This window comes from Trichocoleus sp. FACHB-262, from assembly GCF_014696035.1.
In the GTDB taxonomy this organism is placed as follows: Bacteria; Cyanobacteriota; Cyanobacteriia; order FACHB-46; family FACHB-46; genus Trichocoleus.
The window spans coordinates 19,964-36,742 of record NZ_JACJPK010000027.1 but is presented as its reverse complement, the minus strand read 5'-3'; the positions used below and the strand labels follow the sequence as shown (position 1 = coordinate 36,742).

Annotated in this window: 12 protein-coding genes; 8 read left to right on the top strand and 4 right to left on the bottom strand. The window is 47.9% G+C overall.

The annotated features are described in order from the left end of the window. The first annotated feature begins 204 nt into the window (after positions 1-204). Together H6F68_RS05385 and H6F68_RS05380 are read left to right on the top strand one after the other, a co-directional pair. Entirely contained in the window at positions 205-4,080 is a 3,876-nt protein-coding gene (locus tag H6F68_RS05385; RefSeq protein ID WP_199299920.1) for a TonB-dependent receptor, read from the top strand. A gap of 7 nt (positions 4,081-4,087) precedes the next feature. After that, on the top strand, positions 4,088-6,844 hold the full coding sequence (locus H6F68_RS05380) for a DUF11 domain-containing protein (RefSeq protein ID WP_190557093.1): 2,757 nt from the start codon (positions 4,088-4,090) through the stop codon (positions 6,842-6,844). Between the two features lie 56 nt (positions 6,845-6,900). Here H6F68_RS05380 and H6F68_RS05375 read toward each other — a convergent pair whose 3' ends face one another. Further along, positions 6,901-8,574, bottom strand: coding sequence for an adenylate/guanylate cyclase domain-containing protein (locus tag H6F68_RS05375; RefSeq protein ID WP_199299919.1), 1,674 nt, complete (start codon positions 8,572-8,574; stop codon positions 6,901-6,903). Between the two features lie 263 nt (positions 8,575-8,837). On the opposite strand from H6F68_RS05375, the gene H6F68_RS05370 reads away from it, so the two are divergent. After that, complete coding sequence (locus tag H6F68_RS05370) at positions 8,838-9,656, top strand: SDR family oxidoreductase (RefSeq protein ID WP_190557091.1); 819 nt, start codon at positions 8,838-8,840, stop codon at positions 9,654-9,656. 168 nt (positions 9,657-9,824) lie between these two features. Here H6F68_RS05370 and H6F68_RS05365 read toward each other — a convergent pair whose 3' ends face one another. Continuing rightward, entirely contained in the window at positions 9,825-10,055 is a 231-nt protein-coding gene (locus H6F68_RS05365; RefSeq protein ID WP_190441838.1) for a Nif11-like leader peptide family natural product precursor, read from the bottom strand. Between the two features lie 472 nt (positions 10,056-10,527). Between H6F68_RS05365 and H6F68_RS05360 the strand changes: the two genes are divergently transcribed. Further along, positions 10,528-11,478 carry a LysR substrate-binding domain-containing protein gene (locus H6F68_RS05360; protein WP_190441840.1) on the top strand — a complete coding sequence of 317 codons (951 nt, stop codon included), beginning with the start codon at positions 10,528-10,530 and terminating at the stop codon, positions 11,476-11,478. Positions 11,479-11,538: 60 nt separating this feature from the next. Here H6F68_RS05360 and H6F68_RS05355 read toward each other — a convergent pair whose 3' ends face one another. Together H6F68_RS05355 and H6F68_RS05350 are read right to left on the bottom strand one after the other, a co-directional pair. Beyond that, positions 11,539-12,174, bottom strand: coding sequence for a TraX family protein (locus H6F68_RS05355; RefSeq protein ID WP_199296043.1), 636 nt, complete (start codon positions 12,172-12,174; stop codon positions 11,539-11,541). 43 nt (positions 12,175-12,217) lie between these two features. After that, positions 12,218-13,603, bottom strand: a complete 1,386-nt coding sequence (locus H6F68_RS05350; RefSeq protein WP_190557089.1) for a hypothetical protein — start codon at positions 13,601-13,603, stop codon at positions 12,218-12,220. A gap of 176 nt (positions 13,604-13,779) precedes the next feature. Here H6F68_RS05350 and H6F68_RS05345 point away from each other — a divergent pair, with 176 nt between their 5' ends. From H6F68_RS05345 to H6F68_RS28900, 4 genes are all read left to right on the top strand, one after another. Beyond that, positions 13,780-14,931, top strand: coding sequence for an alanine--glyoxylate aminotransferase family protein (locus H6F68_RS05345; RefSeq protein WP_190557087.1), 1,152 nt, complete (start codon positions 13,780-13,782; stop codon positions 14,929-14,931). A gap of 242 nt (positions 14,932-15,173) precedes the next feature. Beyond that, positions 15,174-15,887, top strand: coding sequence for a hypothetical protein (locus tag H6F68_RS05340; protein WP_190557085.1), 714 nt, complete (start codon positions 15,174-15,176; stop codon positions 15,885-15,887). A 55-nt stretch (positions 15,888-15,942) separates the two neighbouring features. Continuing rightward, complete coding sequence (locus tag H6F68_RS05335) at positions 15,943-16,527, top strand: uroporphyrinogen-III synthase (RefSeq protein ID WP_242065364.1); 585 nt, start codon at positions 15,943-15,945, stop codon at positions 16,525-16,527. Next, the gene (locus H6F68_RS28900) at positions 16,454-16,765 is read left to right on the top strand and encodes a uroporphyrinogen-III synthase (protein WP_242065363.1); all 312 of its coding nucleotides are present in this window, start codon (positions 16,454-16,456) and stop codon (positions 16,763-16,765) included. The genes H6F68_RS05335 and H6F68_RS28900 overlap by 74 nt, the downstream gene beginning before the upstream one ends. Positions 16,766-16,779 lie beyond the last annotated feature (14 nt).

Here is a 16,779-nt window from a genome sequence, read left to right as displayed (position 1 = left end):
ACTGCTCTCACAGGGATAAGTTAAAAGGCTGACAACAGTCCAGTAAAACAGCGCAAGTGTTTAGAAGGCTTAAATCTTATCTTAGGGATATCCAGTTTTTCCTACCGCACATAGCCGAGTTTCCTAGCCTGAAACACTCCTAGTTATCTGCCAGCTCTGTAGGAAATCTTTATTTCACAAACCTCTATCCGCTGTGAGCAAGAGATGACTACGAAGCCTACAGGTTCTAAAATTAACGCCCTAAAGCTTGGTTTGCTCGGAGCTATCACCGGAACTGTAGGTCTAATTGGGTCTCCCTTGGCTGCCCAGGCAAGCACAGAATTTGAGGTCTCCCTTCCAGAGACATCTATACAGCCAGTTACTATTTCTTCAGGCAATGAAGCATTTCACCCTCTAATCTTCTCACCTCAATTATCAAATAACTTAATTACGGCTCAAGCGATCGCTCCTGTTGCAACGACTCCTGATGCCAAGCCAGAGGCTACGGCTACTGAGACTGCTCCACCTTTGCCAGCGACCACGACTCCCAGCACTGAAGCATCACCAGTTCCAGAAAATACTACCGCTTCTACAGAGAGCAACAACCAAACTCAGCCAGCTATTGAGACTACTCCTGGAAGTGCTCCGGTTGATGCCGCTCCTGCGGTTACACCTACCCCTGCTGCAACGCCTGAGAATACCAGCCCTGTTGCTCCTACAGAAGTCAAGATTCTCACGCCTACTACCAACACAGTTCTAGATATCCCTGCGACGACAGTAATTCTACAATTTGTGGAAGGTACACAGGTACAACTACAAACAAATGGAGCTGCTGTTAGTACCACTTCAGTTGGTCGTACAGAAACAGATACCAAAACTCGGATCATTACTCAAACTTGGTATGGCGTGCCCTTGAAAGAGGGAGACAATATCATCACTGCTCAGCCTACCACCAATGGAGTTGCTGGCACTCCCGTAGCGATTCAGGTACAAGTTCGGGGTAGCGCCACCCAACTAAGTATACAAACGGTTGAAACTCGTATTCCTGCGGATAGCCGTTCTACCGCTACAGTACAAGGACAATTACTAGATGGCAAAGGCAACCGTTCCAATCGAGATGCGATCGTTACCTTAAGTACAAGCGCCGGAGAATTCGTTGGTGCCGATGCTAAAACCGATGAACCTGGGTTTCAGGTACAAGCTCGTCAAGGCCAATTCACAGCCAACTTGCGCTCCAGTTTGCAAGCTCAAACAGTGACAGTTCGCGCCAATATTGGTGAGTTAGAAGCTTTCACTCAACTTCAGTTTGAAACTAACCTCCGCCCCTCGATCGCAACTGGCGTAATTGATGTGCGGTTGGGCAGACGAGGCAGCGACTACTACGGCAGCTTCCGCGATTATCTCCCTCCCGATGGCGACAACTCTACAGAGCTAGATGTGCGTGGGTCTGTCTTCGCCACTGGCAAAGTAGGCGATTGGCTCTTTACGGGAGCCTACAACAGCGATCGCAACCTCAACCAAACCTGCGATGCCAACAGTCGCCTATACCGAGATACACAGTTTTGTGAGCAAAACTATCCTGTATATGGTGATAGTTCTCGTGTTGATAACCTCACACCTTCCAAAGATAGCCTGTACTTGCGGGTTGAGCGCTCCGCTAAAATTGCGGGTGCCGCTCCTGACTATGCCATGTGGGGCGACTACAACACCAATGAGTTTGCCACCAAATCTCAACAATTTACCGCGTTCACTCGCCAGTTGCATGGTTTCAAAGCCAACTACAACATCGGCGATTTGCAAGTAACTGGCTTCTACGGCAACAACGTTGAAGGTTTCCAAAGAGATACGATTGCACCCGATGGCACCAGTGGCTACTACTTCCTCTCTCGTCGCTTGTTGGTCCCAGGTAGTGAAAATGTCTTTATTGAGCTAGAAGAACTGAATCGTCCTGGCACAGTGCTCGATCGCCAGTCTCTCAACCGAGGCCCTGACTACGACATCGACTACGATCGCGGTTCTGTGATTTTCCGCAAACCCATCCTCCGGACTGATATTAGTGACGAAGGTGAGGTATTGGTTCGTCGGATTGTTGTCACTTATCAGTATGAAGGCCAAGGTACCAGTAACATCTATGGTGGCCGAGTTCAATATCATCTAGACCGTACCCTCAATCATGAAAGCTGGCTCGGTGCAACTTATCTCAAAGAGAACCAAGGAATCAGGGATTTTGAACTCTACGGAGCAGATGCCCTCATCAATCTAGGTTCTAAGGGACAACTGATTGCAGAATACGCTCATTCTAAAAACGACTCTGAAGTGATGGGCAAGGTGAGCGGTTCAGCTTACCGTTTAGAAGCTCAGGGAGAAATCGCTAAAGGCATTCAAGGCCGAGCTTATTACCGAGCAGCTGACCCAGGATTCGCCAATGATGTCACGATTAGCTTTGTCCCTGGTCAAACTCGCTACGGCGCTCAGGTTACAGGCAAGCTCTCCGATACCACCAACCTCCGGGCACAGTACGACCATGAAGATAACTATGGTGTTGCGCCCCGTCCCCTCGATACCTTAGAAGATTTGTTTGCGCCTCGCTCTACCGCAATTCCTGGTAGCCAGGTGGATAACTCTCTGACCACGATCTCGGCTGGTATTCAACAGAAAATTGGCAAATCTGATCTCACAGTAGATTGGATTCACCGCGATCGCAAAGATCGTCTCTATCCTGATCTCAGCGGCACTTCTGATCAGTTGCGTTCTCGCGTGACAGTTCCTATCGCCAGTAACCTCACCTTCCTAGCCCAAAACGAGATGACTCTTTCAGGCAAGGTAGATAGCGTCTACAACGATCGCACCCTTGTCGGTCTGGATTGGAAGCCGATGCCTGGAGTCGATGTGCGTCTGGCTCAGCAATTCTTTACTCGGGGTCAATATGCTGGAAATTCTATTACCAGCTTGGATGTCAACGGTTCCTATAAGCTCGGTTCTGACACCACCTTGACCGGACGTTATTCTTTGCTAGGTGGCGCTGACGGCATGAAGATGCAGGGCGCAGTGGGCCTCAACCAGCGCTGGAACATTGCTCCAGGTCTCCGCATGGATCTAGCTTATGAGCATGTGTTTGGTAACTACTCGCGTCGCACGGCTGCGGGTTCTCAGTTCCTTCAGCCCTTTGCATCAGGCCAGAGTGCTTCTTCTCTAGCATTGGCTTCTGGAGATAGCTACAGTGTTGGTTTAGAATACACTGACAATCCTAAGTTCCAAGCGAGTGCTCGTTACGAACACCGCTCCTCCTCTGAAGGCAGCAATACTGTAATCTCTGCGGCTGCCACAGGCAAGATCACTCCTTCTCTCACCGCTTTAGTTCGCTACCACCAAGCGAGTGCGGCCAACCAAAAGTTATCTGATTTGGGAGATACCAAAGATCTAAAAGTAGGATTGGCTTACCGTGATATTCATAGCGATAAATTCAATGCGCTGTTGCGCTATGAGTATCGCCAGAATCCTTCCATAATTCCAGATTCTCTCTTGCTAGGCAATGGCACTGGTTCTGAGGAGCATCTCTTCGCGGCAGAAGCGATCTACGCACCCAATTGGCGCTGGGAGTTCTATGGCAAATACGCGTTTCGTCATAGCTCCACCTATTTAGCTAAAGATTTAGTGGGTACTAGCAGTGTCTCCCTCGCCCAGCTCCGAGCCACCTACCGTTTAGGCTACAGCTGGGATGTGGTTGGAGAAGCTCGCTGGATCAATCAACCCAACACAGGTTATAGCGAAACTGGGTTCAACATTGAGGCAGGCTACTATATGACTCCCAACTTGCGCCTAGCAGCAGGATATGGATTTGGCCGTGCTAGCGATCGCGATTTTAGTGGTTCTCGCTCAGTGGATGGTCCTTACCTCGGCCTCACAGTGAAACTGAATGAATTGTTTGATGGTTTTGGTTTACAGAAAGCACCTCAGCCTCAGCAACAGCCCCAAACTAAGCCAGTTGCCTCACATTCTTCCAGTCATTTAGCGCATACAACTGCAACCCCGGAAACAACATCTACAACATCCGAATTAGTTCCGACTGCATCTGCAACTGTTAGTGGTAGTGGGGAATGATAACGCTATGAAACTTCAACGCTTTCCTAATCTCAAGCTCTTGGCTCCTGCTGCGCTGGCCCTAGCGGGTGCCACTTTAGGGATTGCTAATCCAGCGATCGCCGCTCCTCAACTCACTATCACTCCAATTACCTGGAACGTAATTGGTTTAGATAGCGTCGCCTCTCAAATGCTCGGTGGAGCAGGCCCTGATCAGTTTCTAGAAGGAGCGCGCGTTTGTAATGTCGGTGATGCTACTGCAACCAATGTCACAGCTTCCTTTGTAAAAACTGGGGGCAGTAGCCATATCAGCTTAGTAGGAGCTAGTACACTCTCTATCCCTTCGCTACCCGCAGGCCCTACGTCCCATCCTCCAGGGAATACAGGCCCCACCCCCAGTAATTGCTCTGACTTCTATTTCAATGTAAAAATTGCCCGCGATAGAGCATCCTACTCTACCCTTGCTAACGCTAGTACCAGGCAACAGTTTTATATCTCGGCTACTGCCACAGGGTTAGGGACTATCACGACACCCCAAAACCGAGAATTATATGTGGAAAAACTCGTTTCTCAATCACGAAACGCAGTTGATAGCATTTCTGGTCCTAGCACCGTTTTTGTAGGAGACATTGTTCAATATACAGTTAAGGGACACACAGCTCCTGGTGGTTACGAACAGCTGTCATTCCTACCTGTTTTACCTGGCTTTTTTCAGCTACTTTCCGTTTCTACAACCTACTCATCTCCGTCTGGCTCAACCAATAACGTTGTCTATGCCGATGCTTGCGGTTGGGAAAACAATCCCAGTAGTACTTACTATCACAACAACCTAACCTGTAATAACCCAGCCATTCCCAGTGGATATGTGGGTGAGAAAGTAGGTGATAACGTCACAACCGTTTATACAATTAAAATTTTATCAGCGGGTAGCGGCGCATTAACTAACATTATTTATGACTTCTCTGGAAGTAGTTACCACTACAATGCTGACGTTGGTACAGGCGCAAACTTATTTGCTGTGACTGCCTTTGCACCTTCGACTGGCATTGACTTGATGGTTCAGAAGACCCGTGTTGGCACTTTTGCCAATGGTATTAACGGGCAATACACACTGAACGTCTCAAACGCAGGGACACTCTCTACTACTGGAACCATCACCGTTATAGATGTACTGCCTGCATCTCTAGACTATGTCTCTGCGACTGGCAGTGGTTGGGCTTGTAACTATGTCTTAGCCAACCGAACATTAACTTGTACCAGCTCTGGTCCTTTAGCTCCTAAAACAAATAGCAACATCACGTTAACCGTTAAACCAAATACAACAGGCACAATTTCTAACACTGCTACAGTAGCCACAGCCAATGATACGGTTGCTAGTAACAACACATCTAATGACACAACAACCGTTAATGCGCCTGTTAACTTGGCTGTTACTAAAACGGTTGGGCTAGCGAGTAGCCCTGGCACCCCGATTACCAGTACTAGCCCTAATAGCAATATCACCTATACAGTTAAAGTTACCAATAATAGTAGTTTTGATGTTATAGGAGCAAAACTCAGCGACATTGTTGACCCAGCCATTACCGTTTCGACTACTTCGGCACCTGTTTGTAACCCCAGTGGAGGTAGTACTTGTACCTTAACTACAACAGGTAATGACGTTAGCGCGCTTCTCAACTTAAAGAGCGGTGGTACTGCCACTATTACTATTACTGGAACTGTGGCATCCTCAGCAACTGGCACTATTCCTAATACAACTCAGGTTGCTCCACCTGCTGGATACGTGGATCAAAATCTTACAGATAACGCAGCATCGGCAGATGTGAACGTCAACGCTTCGGATTTAACGATCACCAAAACTCACACTGACAAATTTCTGTTGAACCAAAACAGCAGCTTTCTAGTCACTGTTAAAAACATTGGCTTTGCAGCTACATCAGGCACCATCACGGTCACCGATCAGTTACCTACAGGTTTAACTTATCAATCAGCGGCAGGGGCAGGTTGGACTTGTTCTTTTAATGCCACGAACACTACAGTGACTTGTACCACTAGCAACGTTATTACTGCTAGCAGTTCTGCTAACCCCATTACCATTACAGTTCGGCGAGATTCATCCGCAGCTACTATCAACACAGCTACTGTTTCTGGAGGTGGAGATAAAAATAACACCAATGATTTTGGTAGTGATGCGATCGCTGGTGTTTCTCAACTACGCTTAGTCAAGCGAATTACCGCAATCAATACTACGAATAGAACAGGTTTCGTAGACGGCACGGGTACAACCGATGACAACGCTACGAACTGGCCTTCCCCAACCAGTACCTCTTTGGCTGGGGTGATTAATGGAGGTGCTGTACGGTCTGGAGATGTAGTAGAGTACACCATTTACTTCCTCTCTGATGGTGGAGCGGATGCCCAAAACGTAGTGTTATGTGATCTCGTGCCTCTGAATCAAACCTTGGTGGCAAATGCCTATAGCACTGTAGCGGCAGCCCCAGGCGGAACAGCGGGCGCAACTCGTAGTATTGCGACTTCTGTTAATGGTGCTCAAGTTTCTTACACCGATTTGGTTGATGGAGATGCAGGTGGTTTCTATGTAGTTGGTGCATCAGTCCCCGTTCCAGTAGGTGGGACCAGCCCTCAACCCTGTCCTGCTGCAAATACTAGTGCTAATGGTAACGGGGCAGTTGTGGTTAACCTTGGCACCCTCTTAAGAGCAAACGCTTCAGGCACACCTGCAAGCTCTTATGGCTTTGTGCGCTTTAAAGCGAAGGTGAACTAATCTTAGTTTGAGCGGCTTGAACAGTCACTGGCGGAAGAAAGTGACTAAATCTAGGTTTAAGTTTTCTTACCAGTTATTAGATAAGTCTGCATGGACCCTTTGCCTTTAACCTCAATGATGTCCCGCTTCTCAAAAGTATAGTGAGTTTTTAAGTGATGGTATGCGGCTTCAGTCACTTGCACTCTACCAGGTAGGCCGTGAGACTCCATGCGGCTCGCTATGTTGACGGTATCTCCCCACAGATCATAGGAGAACTTTTTGGTGCCGATCACACCTGCTATCACAGGACCAGTATTGATGCCAACACATAAGTTGAGCTTCGTTCCATGTTTAGTGTTGAATTGAGCGATCGCGCTCAACATATCCAGTCCCATCTCTGCGATCGCCTCTACATGATGATCAGAAGGGATAGGTAATCCTCCAGCCACCATGTAGGCATCCCCAATCGTTTTAATTTTTTCTAACCCATGTTTTTCAGTGAGTTGATCAAAAGCAGAAAAAATTTCATTTAAGTAACTAACCAATGCTGTTGGGGTGATTTCGCTAGCCCATTGGGTAAAGTTGACCAGATCGGCAAAGAGGATCGTAACTTCCTCGAAACTATCGGCGATTGTATCTTCTTGGAGTTTGAGGCGTTTGGCAATCGGGCCAGGTAGCGTGTTAGAGAGGAGACGGTCTGCTTGCTCTTGCTGATAGCGCAAAGCTTCTTCCATCACCCGCCGTATTGTGATGTCATGGATAAAAGCAGATAAACCTTCGTAGGATGGAAACGCCCGAACTTCAATCCAACGGCCTAGGGGGGCATAAAACTCTTCAAAATTAACGCTAACCTGCTGAGTTACCGCGTTGTGAAACTCCTCATCGAACTTCGAACCTGCTAAGTCACTTAAAACGTCCCAAATGACTTTTCCTAGCAACTCTTCGGGTGATTTCTGGAGAATTTGACCCGCTTTTTGGTTGACAAAGGTGAAACGCCACTGACGGTCTAAGGCCCAAAAACCATCCGTCATGCCTTCTAGGAGGTCTACAACTTGCTGATCTGAGGCTCTCAGTTGGGCTTCAGCCTGCTGATACCGATTAATTTGGCGCTCTAGCTTTTCAATCTGCAATCGCAGTTCCATTTGGGCAATCACCTGCCGACCTAGCACCTGCAACGCCTTTCGTTGCTCTGGGGTGAGATTGCGGGGAATGCGATCGAGCACACAAAGAGTCCCTAATGGAAAACCATCTGGCGTAACGAGAGGCGTTCCTGCGTAAAAGCGAATACTGGGGTCGTTGGTGACGAGTGGGTTCTCGGCAAAGCGCTCGTCTTCCAGCATGTTGGGGATCACGAACAAGTCATCGGGTTTAGCGATCGCATGAGCGCAGAAGGCTTGCTCTCTCGGAACTTCTACGGCATCTATGCCTACTTTGGACTTAAACCACTGCCGATGCGAGTCTGTTAAGCTAACCAACGAAATTGGGCTACCACAGATTTGGGCCGCCAACTCTGTTAGCTCATCGAATGCCTCCTCTGGCATGCTATCCAAGATGTTGTATTGCTTTAGAGCTTCTAGACGCTCGGCTTCATTGCTAGGGATGGGAGGAGCAGCCACAGCAGGCTTTGGGGAGATAGGTTGAGGCGATCGCTGTGGTTTTTTGTGTTTGCTCACTCTGAAGCGATGGATTATGCGTACCACCCATTTCACTAGCGCAGTGCCCCATTGATTCATGCGACTTAATCGAGCCATCTCAACTGAGGTTATCTCCTAGCCTAGTTTAAAGGTGAAATGAGAGCTGACTCTGACTGTAACGTGAAAGCCGTAATCCTACCATGACTCATTAATTCCCAAAATCTGCCATCTCAGAGTCACATCAAGGTTAAATTGTTAGATTAAGCTTAAGTAATTTGCGTTTACACCGAGTCCAAGCAAAATCCGGCGAAAGTGAGAGGGTTTTTAACGTACTGTTACACAAGCTAGTAAGAGTAAAACGATGTTCATGTGCAAACGTTATGGCTCCTACAGCATTAGTTACAGGTAGCTCTGAAGGAATTGGTAAAGCGACAGCTCTGCTTTTAGCCCGCCAAGGTTATGACTTAGTCCTAGCAGCACGTCATAGCGACCGACTCGAAGCGGCGGCCAGTGAGGTGCGATCGCTGGGGCGAGATGTATTACCTGTAGTAACGGATATGAGAGACCCAGCTCAGGTAACCACACTAGTTGAAAAGACTCTGGAGCACTATGGGCATCTCGATGTCCTCGTTAATAATGCTGGAATATATCTCTCTGGCCCGATCGAAGCCTTCTCTTTAGAAGACTGGCACCAAGCGATCGACCTCAACTTGTGGGGCTATATCTATACCATTCAGGCTCTACTCCCACACTTCCTTCAGCGCGGCACTGGCACCATCGTCAATGTTAGTTCCATTGGTGGTAAAGTATCAGTTCCTTATTTAACTCCTTACTGCACGACCAAATTTGCTGTAACTGGTTTGACGGAGTCTTTGCATTCGGAGCTATCTCCTAAAGGCATCCATGTTGCGGGTATTTATCCCAACGTGATCAACAGTGACTTTATGCAGCGGGCTATCTTCCGGGGGAAAGATGAGCCAGATCGGCAGGCTCGTCAAGAACAGCTCGAACAAGTCCTTAAGGTGCCTGTTGTCGAGAAGCCAGAAGATGTAGCTCAGGCAATTTGGGACGCGATCGCCCATAAAAAAGCTGAGGTAATTGTCGGTTCTGCAAATATGTCAATTGCAGCGAGCCGCCTCTTCCCCAGCTTAATGCAGTGGATTTTTAGAAAAACATTTCAGTTAAAAGACCAAACCTAAGCCATCGCTAGGGAGACCAAAAGTGAGATCCAAACTATAGGACAATCGTTTGGCCTGCTTGCCTGCATATTACTCAGGCTAGTTTCTGAGACTAGCTCTGTGTAGCTAATGCGAACGATTAAACATCTCACTTCTCTACGGTGGGATGTTTAATCAAACCCAAGTAATTTACCTAGGTAATATATGTTGGCGTGGACCGATCCCAGGGTTAATCATAGCTGCGAGTTCTGCTTCTGAAAGTTGCTCAATTGCCGTATTGAGATCCTCTAGAGTAAATTGATAACCACTTTGGGCCGCAATCTCAATAAAGGTTTGCGGATTAGAAGTTGCTTTCAGCTTGTTCTGTAGGGCTTGGTCTTGTGTAGCCGCTTTAAAGAATTGGGCAGCACCTTGTGTCATGATGTCAGATCCTCTTATAACAGAGTCGAGCGCTGTAGCTAAATGAACTAGCGCTGAGAAACAGCATCACGGTCAGCAGTTAGAAGATAATCTGGCAGTACTCTGCAAAAACAGTCTAAAGCAGTAGGAGCCTATATTTGGGGCTGGTAGAGCGCAGAGTATGGGGGCGTGAATAACAGAATAGAAACTGCTCACTCTGACACTGTCTGAGAAACTTCGACGTGGGAGTTTCTTATCTCTCAGCTTAGAAGAAGAAACAAAAACCGGATCAATTCGACAGCAAAGTTTACTTCATTGCAAACTGAAAACCACAACTTGCTCTTTTTCAGGGGGTTGCAGTGTTTTAGCAGGAATTTAGCTTCACTTGACTAAGATGATATGCTGATAATGTATAAACAATATTCGAGCTTGTAAATGCTTTTCATAGATTTTTCTCTATAAGAGCAACACCACCCGTCTAGGAGTAGTACCTGTGAGACAAATTACGCTGCACCAACTCCAAGTTTTTGAAGCGGCGGCTCGCCATTGTAGTTTCACTCGTGCTGCTGAGGAACTTTTTCTGACTCAGCCTACGATCTCCATGCAGGTCAAGCAGCTTTCTCAAGCGATCGGATTACCGTTATTTGAGCAGGTTGGCAAGCGGCTTTTCTTGACGGATGCTGGGCAAACCCTCCTCGTCACCTGCCGAGAAATTTTTGAACGTCTGTCTATGTTAGAAATGACTGTAGCAGACATGAAAGGGCTAAAGCAGGGCCAACTGCGGCTCGCAGTTATTACAACTGCTAAGTACGTTGTACCGCGATTGTTAGGCCCGTTTTGCCAACGATATCCCGGCATTGATGTTTCATTGAAGGTGACCAATCACGAACGGGTAATGGAGCGGATGGCAGCCAACTTGGATGATCTCTATATTGTGAGTCAGCCGCCAGAGCATCTTGACATTCAATCTCATGCCTTTGTAGAAAATCCTTTAGTGGTTTTGGCTCCTCCCAATCATCCCTTAGCTGACGCTAAACATATCTCCCTAGAACAGCTAGCCGGAGAACCGTTTATTATGCGGGAGCCGGGTTCTGGAACTAGAAAAGTGGTGCAGGAACTATTCGATCGCTATGAAATTCCGATTAAAGTTAAGCTCGAAATTGGTAGTAATGAAGCCATTAAGCAGGCGATCGCAGGAGGTTTAGGCATCTCTGTGCTTTCACTCCATAGCTTAAATTTAGAAGGAAATAACGGTCAATTCAGTATTTTAAACGTTGAGCATTTCCCGATCTTGCGACACTGGTATGTGGTTCATCCCAGCGGCAAGCAACTCTCTGTGGTAGCTCGAACTTTCTTTGACTATTTACAAGCGGAAGGTAGGCAAATTGCTGACCTCAAGAATGCTTTAGAATGGTCGGCTGAGCTGGCTCATTTCGCTCAGTAGATTACGGCAGTAGGCTATCTACTGTCCCACTATTGCTGACTGAAATATGCGATCGCTTTATTACTGGCTACGAGCTATAGCCCAGATCAGCAGTAAGTGAGCTGGGTAGAAAGTATAAAACCAACGCACCGTCGGTCCTTTTTGTTGGTTTGTGACCAGCAGCAACAACGGAGTCACAACAGCAGGCAGTTGAAACAAGCCAAAATTGCTCGATGCGATCGCCAAAAAGAGATGTAATCCCAGCCAAATCCCCCACCAGTAATAACTAGAGCGAAACTGGGATAACAGCCCAATGATCGCAAGCCCGTAAGCACCATATTCAAACTTCAGCAATTCTGCCGCCACCATGCTCGCCGCCCAAATCCAATAACGTTGCTCTGGATAGCGACGACCCAACCGCAACATAGCTACCCCCAACATCAACGTAAATAGAATATTGAGGAATTCACCCTGCAAAGCCACCACATACAATGGCTGACTAACAATGCCTAACAAAAGCAGCCTGATAAGGTAGCGCTCAATGTTGCGGGTATGCTGTTCTCCCTGGGTCAACAGCCACGCAAATAAAGGAAAACTGAGACGACCCACCACCCGGAATGCTAGGACATTGGGAAAGAAAACTACTCCTACATGATCGATCACCATGAAGATTGCAGCCAAAAGCTTGATATGGAAGTTATTGAGCTGCAACTGCATAGGTAGAGTTTTTTGCGAACACTATTTGCAGTCTAGCTGTTAGTTACCTGAGAGAGCGAGGTTGCCAACCGTACCAGTGGCGGAGGGTGAGCCAAACGACCGACAGTAGTCCTGCCAAACTTAGCGTCAGACCTGTAAAAGGAACCAGTAAGCCAAACACAGGGAGAATGGCTCCGCTAATGGTGGCGATCGCGGCAGCAATAGAGGCACGTTGGTTTCTGCCCAAGCCCCAAGCCAAAATCAGCATCACGGGAGCCAGAATCGCCCAAGCAAAAGGAGCAGGGATAATGCGGCTGAGGTAGGTTAAGGTCAAGAGACTGGCAAAGAAAATTCCAGAGGCGATCGCCACATCTCGCAATCTCAATGGCACCGAGAGATAGAGCACTAAGAGCCACCAGAGGAGTAAAGCAGGAGCCAGGAGCAGCAGGCGAGGCAACACACCTGTATTGCGGACTGGAGCGGTGGCGGTAAAGACACCAAAGGGATTCAACACCGAAACATTATCGGCAAACTCCCAGGTGAAGCGAGTCCCACGCCCTTCCGGTTGCATTTTGGTAGGCACAATACCGCTGGCAAATTGTGCGCCAGGGAAATTGGCTAACGCCGTTAACCGGAAATTGGAGAGCAACTGTGAGCCTGCGTTGTAAACCCAGCGTGGACCACCTGATGCTTGGTAAGTAATACGAAACTGAGCCGTCTCACCCGCACCCAAGCGTAAGGGGAAGCTATAGTTACTTTGCTGAGAAGGCTGTAGACGCTGACCATTTCGCTCTACCCGGTAGTCTTGCAGGAGGGTATAACCCGCAGGTGGCGAAGTTTCAAAGAAAAACTCATCAGCAGTCTCTAAAGTATTGACCACTTCATAGTTGCCATCAAAGCCAACCTGATAAAGGAGACGGTTGTTGGCAGGGTCAGTAGTTTGCTTTAGCGTGACATCTACCTGAGTGCGCTTGGGCGTGAGAAAGCGGCTGACTTCTTGGGTGCGTTTCTCCTCCACCACTTGCCCGTTGATCACCGTGGTGGTTGTATAAGGTTCCGCCACGGTATATCGCAATTGCGGAGCCGTATGCTCCAGGCGTTCTCCTGCGACATTGCTGGCGATCGCGGCGATTCGTGCTTGCTCCCAGTGGTGATAACGGTTAGCCAGGGTTGAACAGAGAAAAAAGCCACTCACCGTGATTAACAAGATTAAGGTGGCATGTTGTACGGTTCGCAGTAGGAGGCCGTACTGAGTCACCCAAGTTTCTGTCCAGAGAATTTTGGTGCGGCGACCCAAGGAGAAATTGAGCAGCGCGATCGCCACTCCCAAAAGACCTGTGAGGACAACAAATAGCAGAAACAACTTCATTCCCTGCTCCCCGAATTGGATCAACTCCTGGGGATGGGTGAGGTCAGGGAGAGAGGGGATTCCCTGAGAGGTTGGATTCATAGTGGTTAAAACTGAAGAGAGAGATGGCTCCCTAGACTACAAATTTCTGCATTTAGATTCCGCGATCAGCAAACTCTTCAAATAATGAAACCTAACGCGGTTTGGTTCGAGCCCAACCAGACCTTAGACTTGAGAGTATGCCTTGCTTGATGCGCTGAATAACTTTAGAACCGACAATGACATTAACACTTTCCATCAACGACGCTCAGCGATTGCCACTCGCTCCTCTGGCCGCTCCTACCCGCTTGCTGTTGGGTCCTGGTCCCTCCAATGCTCACCCGGATGTGCTGGCCGCGATGAGCCAAACGCCAGTGGGCCACCTCGATCCAGCTTTTCTGCAATTGATGGACGAGATTCAAGCGCAGTTGCGCTACGTCTGGCAAACGGAAAACCAACTAACGATCGCGGTTAGTGGCACAGGAACAGCGGCAATGGAAGCCACCCTCGCCAATACGGTCGAGCCAGGGGATGTGGTGCTGGTGGGTGTTGCAGGTTACTTTGGCAACCGCTTGGTCGATATGGCTGGACGCTACGGTGCTGATGTTCGCAGCATCACCAAGCCTTGGGGCCAAGTTTTTTCCTTAGAAGAACTCCGCACCGCTCTAGAAACTCACCGCCCTGCAATTCTGGCATTGGTGCATGCTGAAACTTCCACCGGAGCACGGCAACCGTTAGAAGGTGTGGGTGATCTGTGCCGTGAGTTTGACTGCCTGTTGCTGCTTGACACCGTCACCAGTTTGGGTGGTGTGCCCATCTTCTTAGATGAGTGGAAAGTGGACTTGGCGTATAGTTGCAGCCAGAAAGGTCTGGGTTGTTCTCCGGGGGCTTCTCCTTTCACAATGGGACCACGGGCGATCGCGAAGATGCAGCAGCGTAAGACCAAGGTAGCGAACTGGTATCTGGATATGAACCTGCTGGGCAAATATTGGGGTAGCGATCGCGTGTATCACCACACCGCACCGATCAACCTCTACTATGGTCTGCGGGAAGCGCTGCGCTTGATTGGTGAGGAGGGGTTGGTGAACTGCTGGCAGCGCCACCAAAAGAACGTGGAATACCTCTGGCAAAGCTTAGAAGAAATCGGCCTGACTCCCCACGTCGAGCGCGAGTTCCGTCTTCCTACTCTAACTACGGTACGGATTCCAGAAGGCGTAGACGGCAAAGCGATCGCCCGTCAACTCCTCAACGAGCACAATATTGAAGTCGGCGGTGGCTTGGGTGAACTGGCAGGCAAGGTTTGGCGGGTGGGTCTGATGGGCTACAATAGCCGTCCTGAAAGCGTCGATCGCCTCGTCGCAGCGCTGAAACAGGTGCTACCTAAACAGTAAACTCCTGTTGGCTATAACTTCTCAATAAGTAGCTGTAGGGCATCTCTTGTGGGTGCCCTAATTCTTAGGGAGCGTATATCCGTCATTTCCAGGAAATAAGTTGGATCTGGTAGACCTCCCTAAATCTCATTTCTATCTCAGACAAGAATCTGTAATGGATGCAACTTCAGTAGGAATCAGGTTTAGTCATCACTGCCACCTGCCCTAAGCTAGGACAAACTCTACGAGCAGGAGTTACAGCCATGACTGAACCAATTGTCCCCTCCAGAATCAGCAAAAAATCTTTAAGCTTTGCAGACTATTGTTCCTTAACTTTTTCAGGAATCATCTGTTTAATCAACATATTTTTTGTATATAAGGTTTTTCCTTTTTGGGGAATCTATGAACCCGTTGTTGGTGTCAGTTTTGCATTTACGCTTCTTTTTCTACTGGCACCCCTAATCCTGATCGATATTCTGACAATAGCAAGACTACGTTGGAGAGTTAAAACCAGAAAAAACCAAGAGACCAAGAAGCCTTATAAAATAATGGTTTTTGTACTGTCAGCTTGCACAGCATTTGTGTTCATAGGAAATTTCCATAATATGAGCATGTCTTATCCCAAAAACAACTTCAACCAGTTTTTTAGGCAAAGGGAATATATTGTTAAATTAGTAAAATCTGGAAAACTAAAAGGCAATGGAAACTGTTTTCAGCTTGAATCTCAATCTCCTACAGAACCGATTAGATGTATGGAGATAATAGAGCTACCCAATGCTTATTCAGGATTGTCGAGAAGTGGCAAGATTGAGCTTTTGAAGGAAGCAAACTCAATAAAGATTATTTTTACCCATAGTACATACGGTTTTGGAGACGGAAGAGCAACTTTTGTTTATTTTGAATCTGAAAAGGGTCAATCAAGTTTTCCTAATTCACGGGCTACACAACTGCGATCCAACTGGTTTTTGGCATCTTGAAACTTCAGTTAATAGGGCTGCTCAAGCAAGTGATAAACGAGAGCTACAATCGCTGATGTTACATCCCTCGGTTCAACTTCCTCTTCAAGGCAAACGCATTTTGCTCACGGCTCCGCGTGGTTATGCGGCTCGGTTATCGCAAGCTTTAATTGCTGAAGGGACATTGCCGATTTTGATGCCTGCGATCGAGACTTGCCATCTAGAGAACTTCACAGAGCTATATGTAGCCTTTGAGTACATAGAACAGTATGACTGGATTGCCTTCACTAGTAGGAACGGCATCGAAGCATTTTTTGAGCAGATGCGATCGCTAGAGCTATCCTTTTCGCTGATTGAACATTGCAAAATTTGTGCGATCGGTAAGGATGCCGAAAAACTAACTGAATTTGGCCTCAAAGCTGATTTAATCCCTGACGAACCCAGCCCGCAAGGCGTTATTGCAGCGCTAGCCAAAATATCTGATATTGCAGGCCAAGCTATTCTAGTGCCAGTGCCAGAAGTTGTGGGTGTGCCAGAGCCTGATGTAGTCCCCAACTTCGTTGCCAACTTGCAACAGTTAGGGATGATTGTGCATCGTATCCCCACCTACCAAAGCCCTGTATACAGTCGAGTTAGCGCTACTCAAGCAGGGCCAAATTGACGCGATCGCCTTTAGCAGCACCGCTGAAGTTAGCAGTTTTTTACAAATGGTGGAGTCCGAGGCAGATTGCCAAAATTGTGCGATCGCTTGCTTTGGACCTTACACCGCCGCTAATGCCGAGAAGCTGGGACTGTCGGTGCAGATTGTGGCAGCAGATTTTAGTTCCTTTGCTGGGTTTGCCGAAGCGATCGCTAGATTTTTTGTTGATCAAGCCCCAGAGAAGTTCAGTAAGAGCTAGGTTAAGCCAGCACT

Coding starts and splice junctions, on each gene's coding strand:
- H6F68_RS05380 (WP_190557093.1), top strand. CDS start 4,088: ATGAAACTTCAACGCTTTCCTAATCTCAAGCTCTTGGCTCCTGCTGCG.
- H6F68_RS05335 (WP_242065364.1), top strand. CDS start 15,943: ATGTTACATCCCTCGGTTCAACTTCCTCTTCAAGGCAAACGCATTTTG.
- H6F68_RS05385 (WP_199299920.1), top strand. CDS start 205: ATGACTACGAAGCCTACAGGTTCTAAAATTAACGCCCTAAAGCTTGGT.
- H6F68_RS05365 (WP_190441838.1), bottom strand. CDS start 10,055: ATGACACAAGGTGCTGCCCAATTCTTTAAAGCGGCTACACAAGACCAA.
- H6F68_RS05345 (WP_190557087.1), top strand. CDS start 13,780: ATGACATTAACACTTTCCATCAACGACGCTCAGCGATTGCCACTCGCT.
- H6F68_RS05340 (WP_190557085.1), top strand. CDS start 15,174: ATGACTGAACCAATTGTCCCCTCCAGAATCAGCAAAAAATCTTTAAGC.
- H6F68_RS05355 (WP_199296043.1), bottom strand. CDS start 12,174: ATGCAGTTGCAGCTCAATAACTTCCATATCAAGCTTTTGGCTGCAATC.
- H6F68_RS05350 (WP_190557089.1), bottom strand. CDS start 13,603: ATGAATCCAACCTCTCAGGGAATCCCCTCTCTCCCTGACCTCACCCAT.
- H6F68_RS05370 (WP_190557091.1), top strand. CDS start 8,838: ATGGCTCCTACAGCATTAGTTACAGGTAGCTCTGAAGGAATTGGTAAA.
- H6F68_RS05375 (WP_199299919.1), bottom strand. CDS start 8,574: ATGGCTCGATTAAGTCGCATGAATCAATGGGGCACTGCGCTAGTGAAA.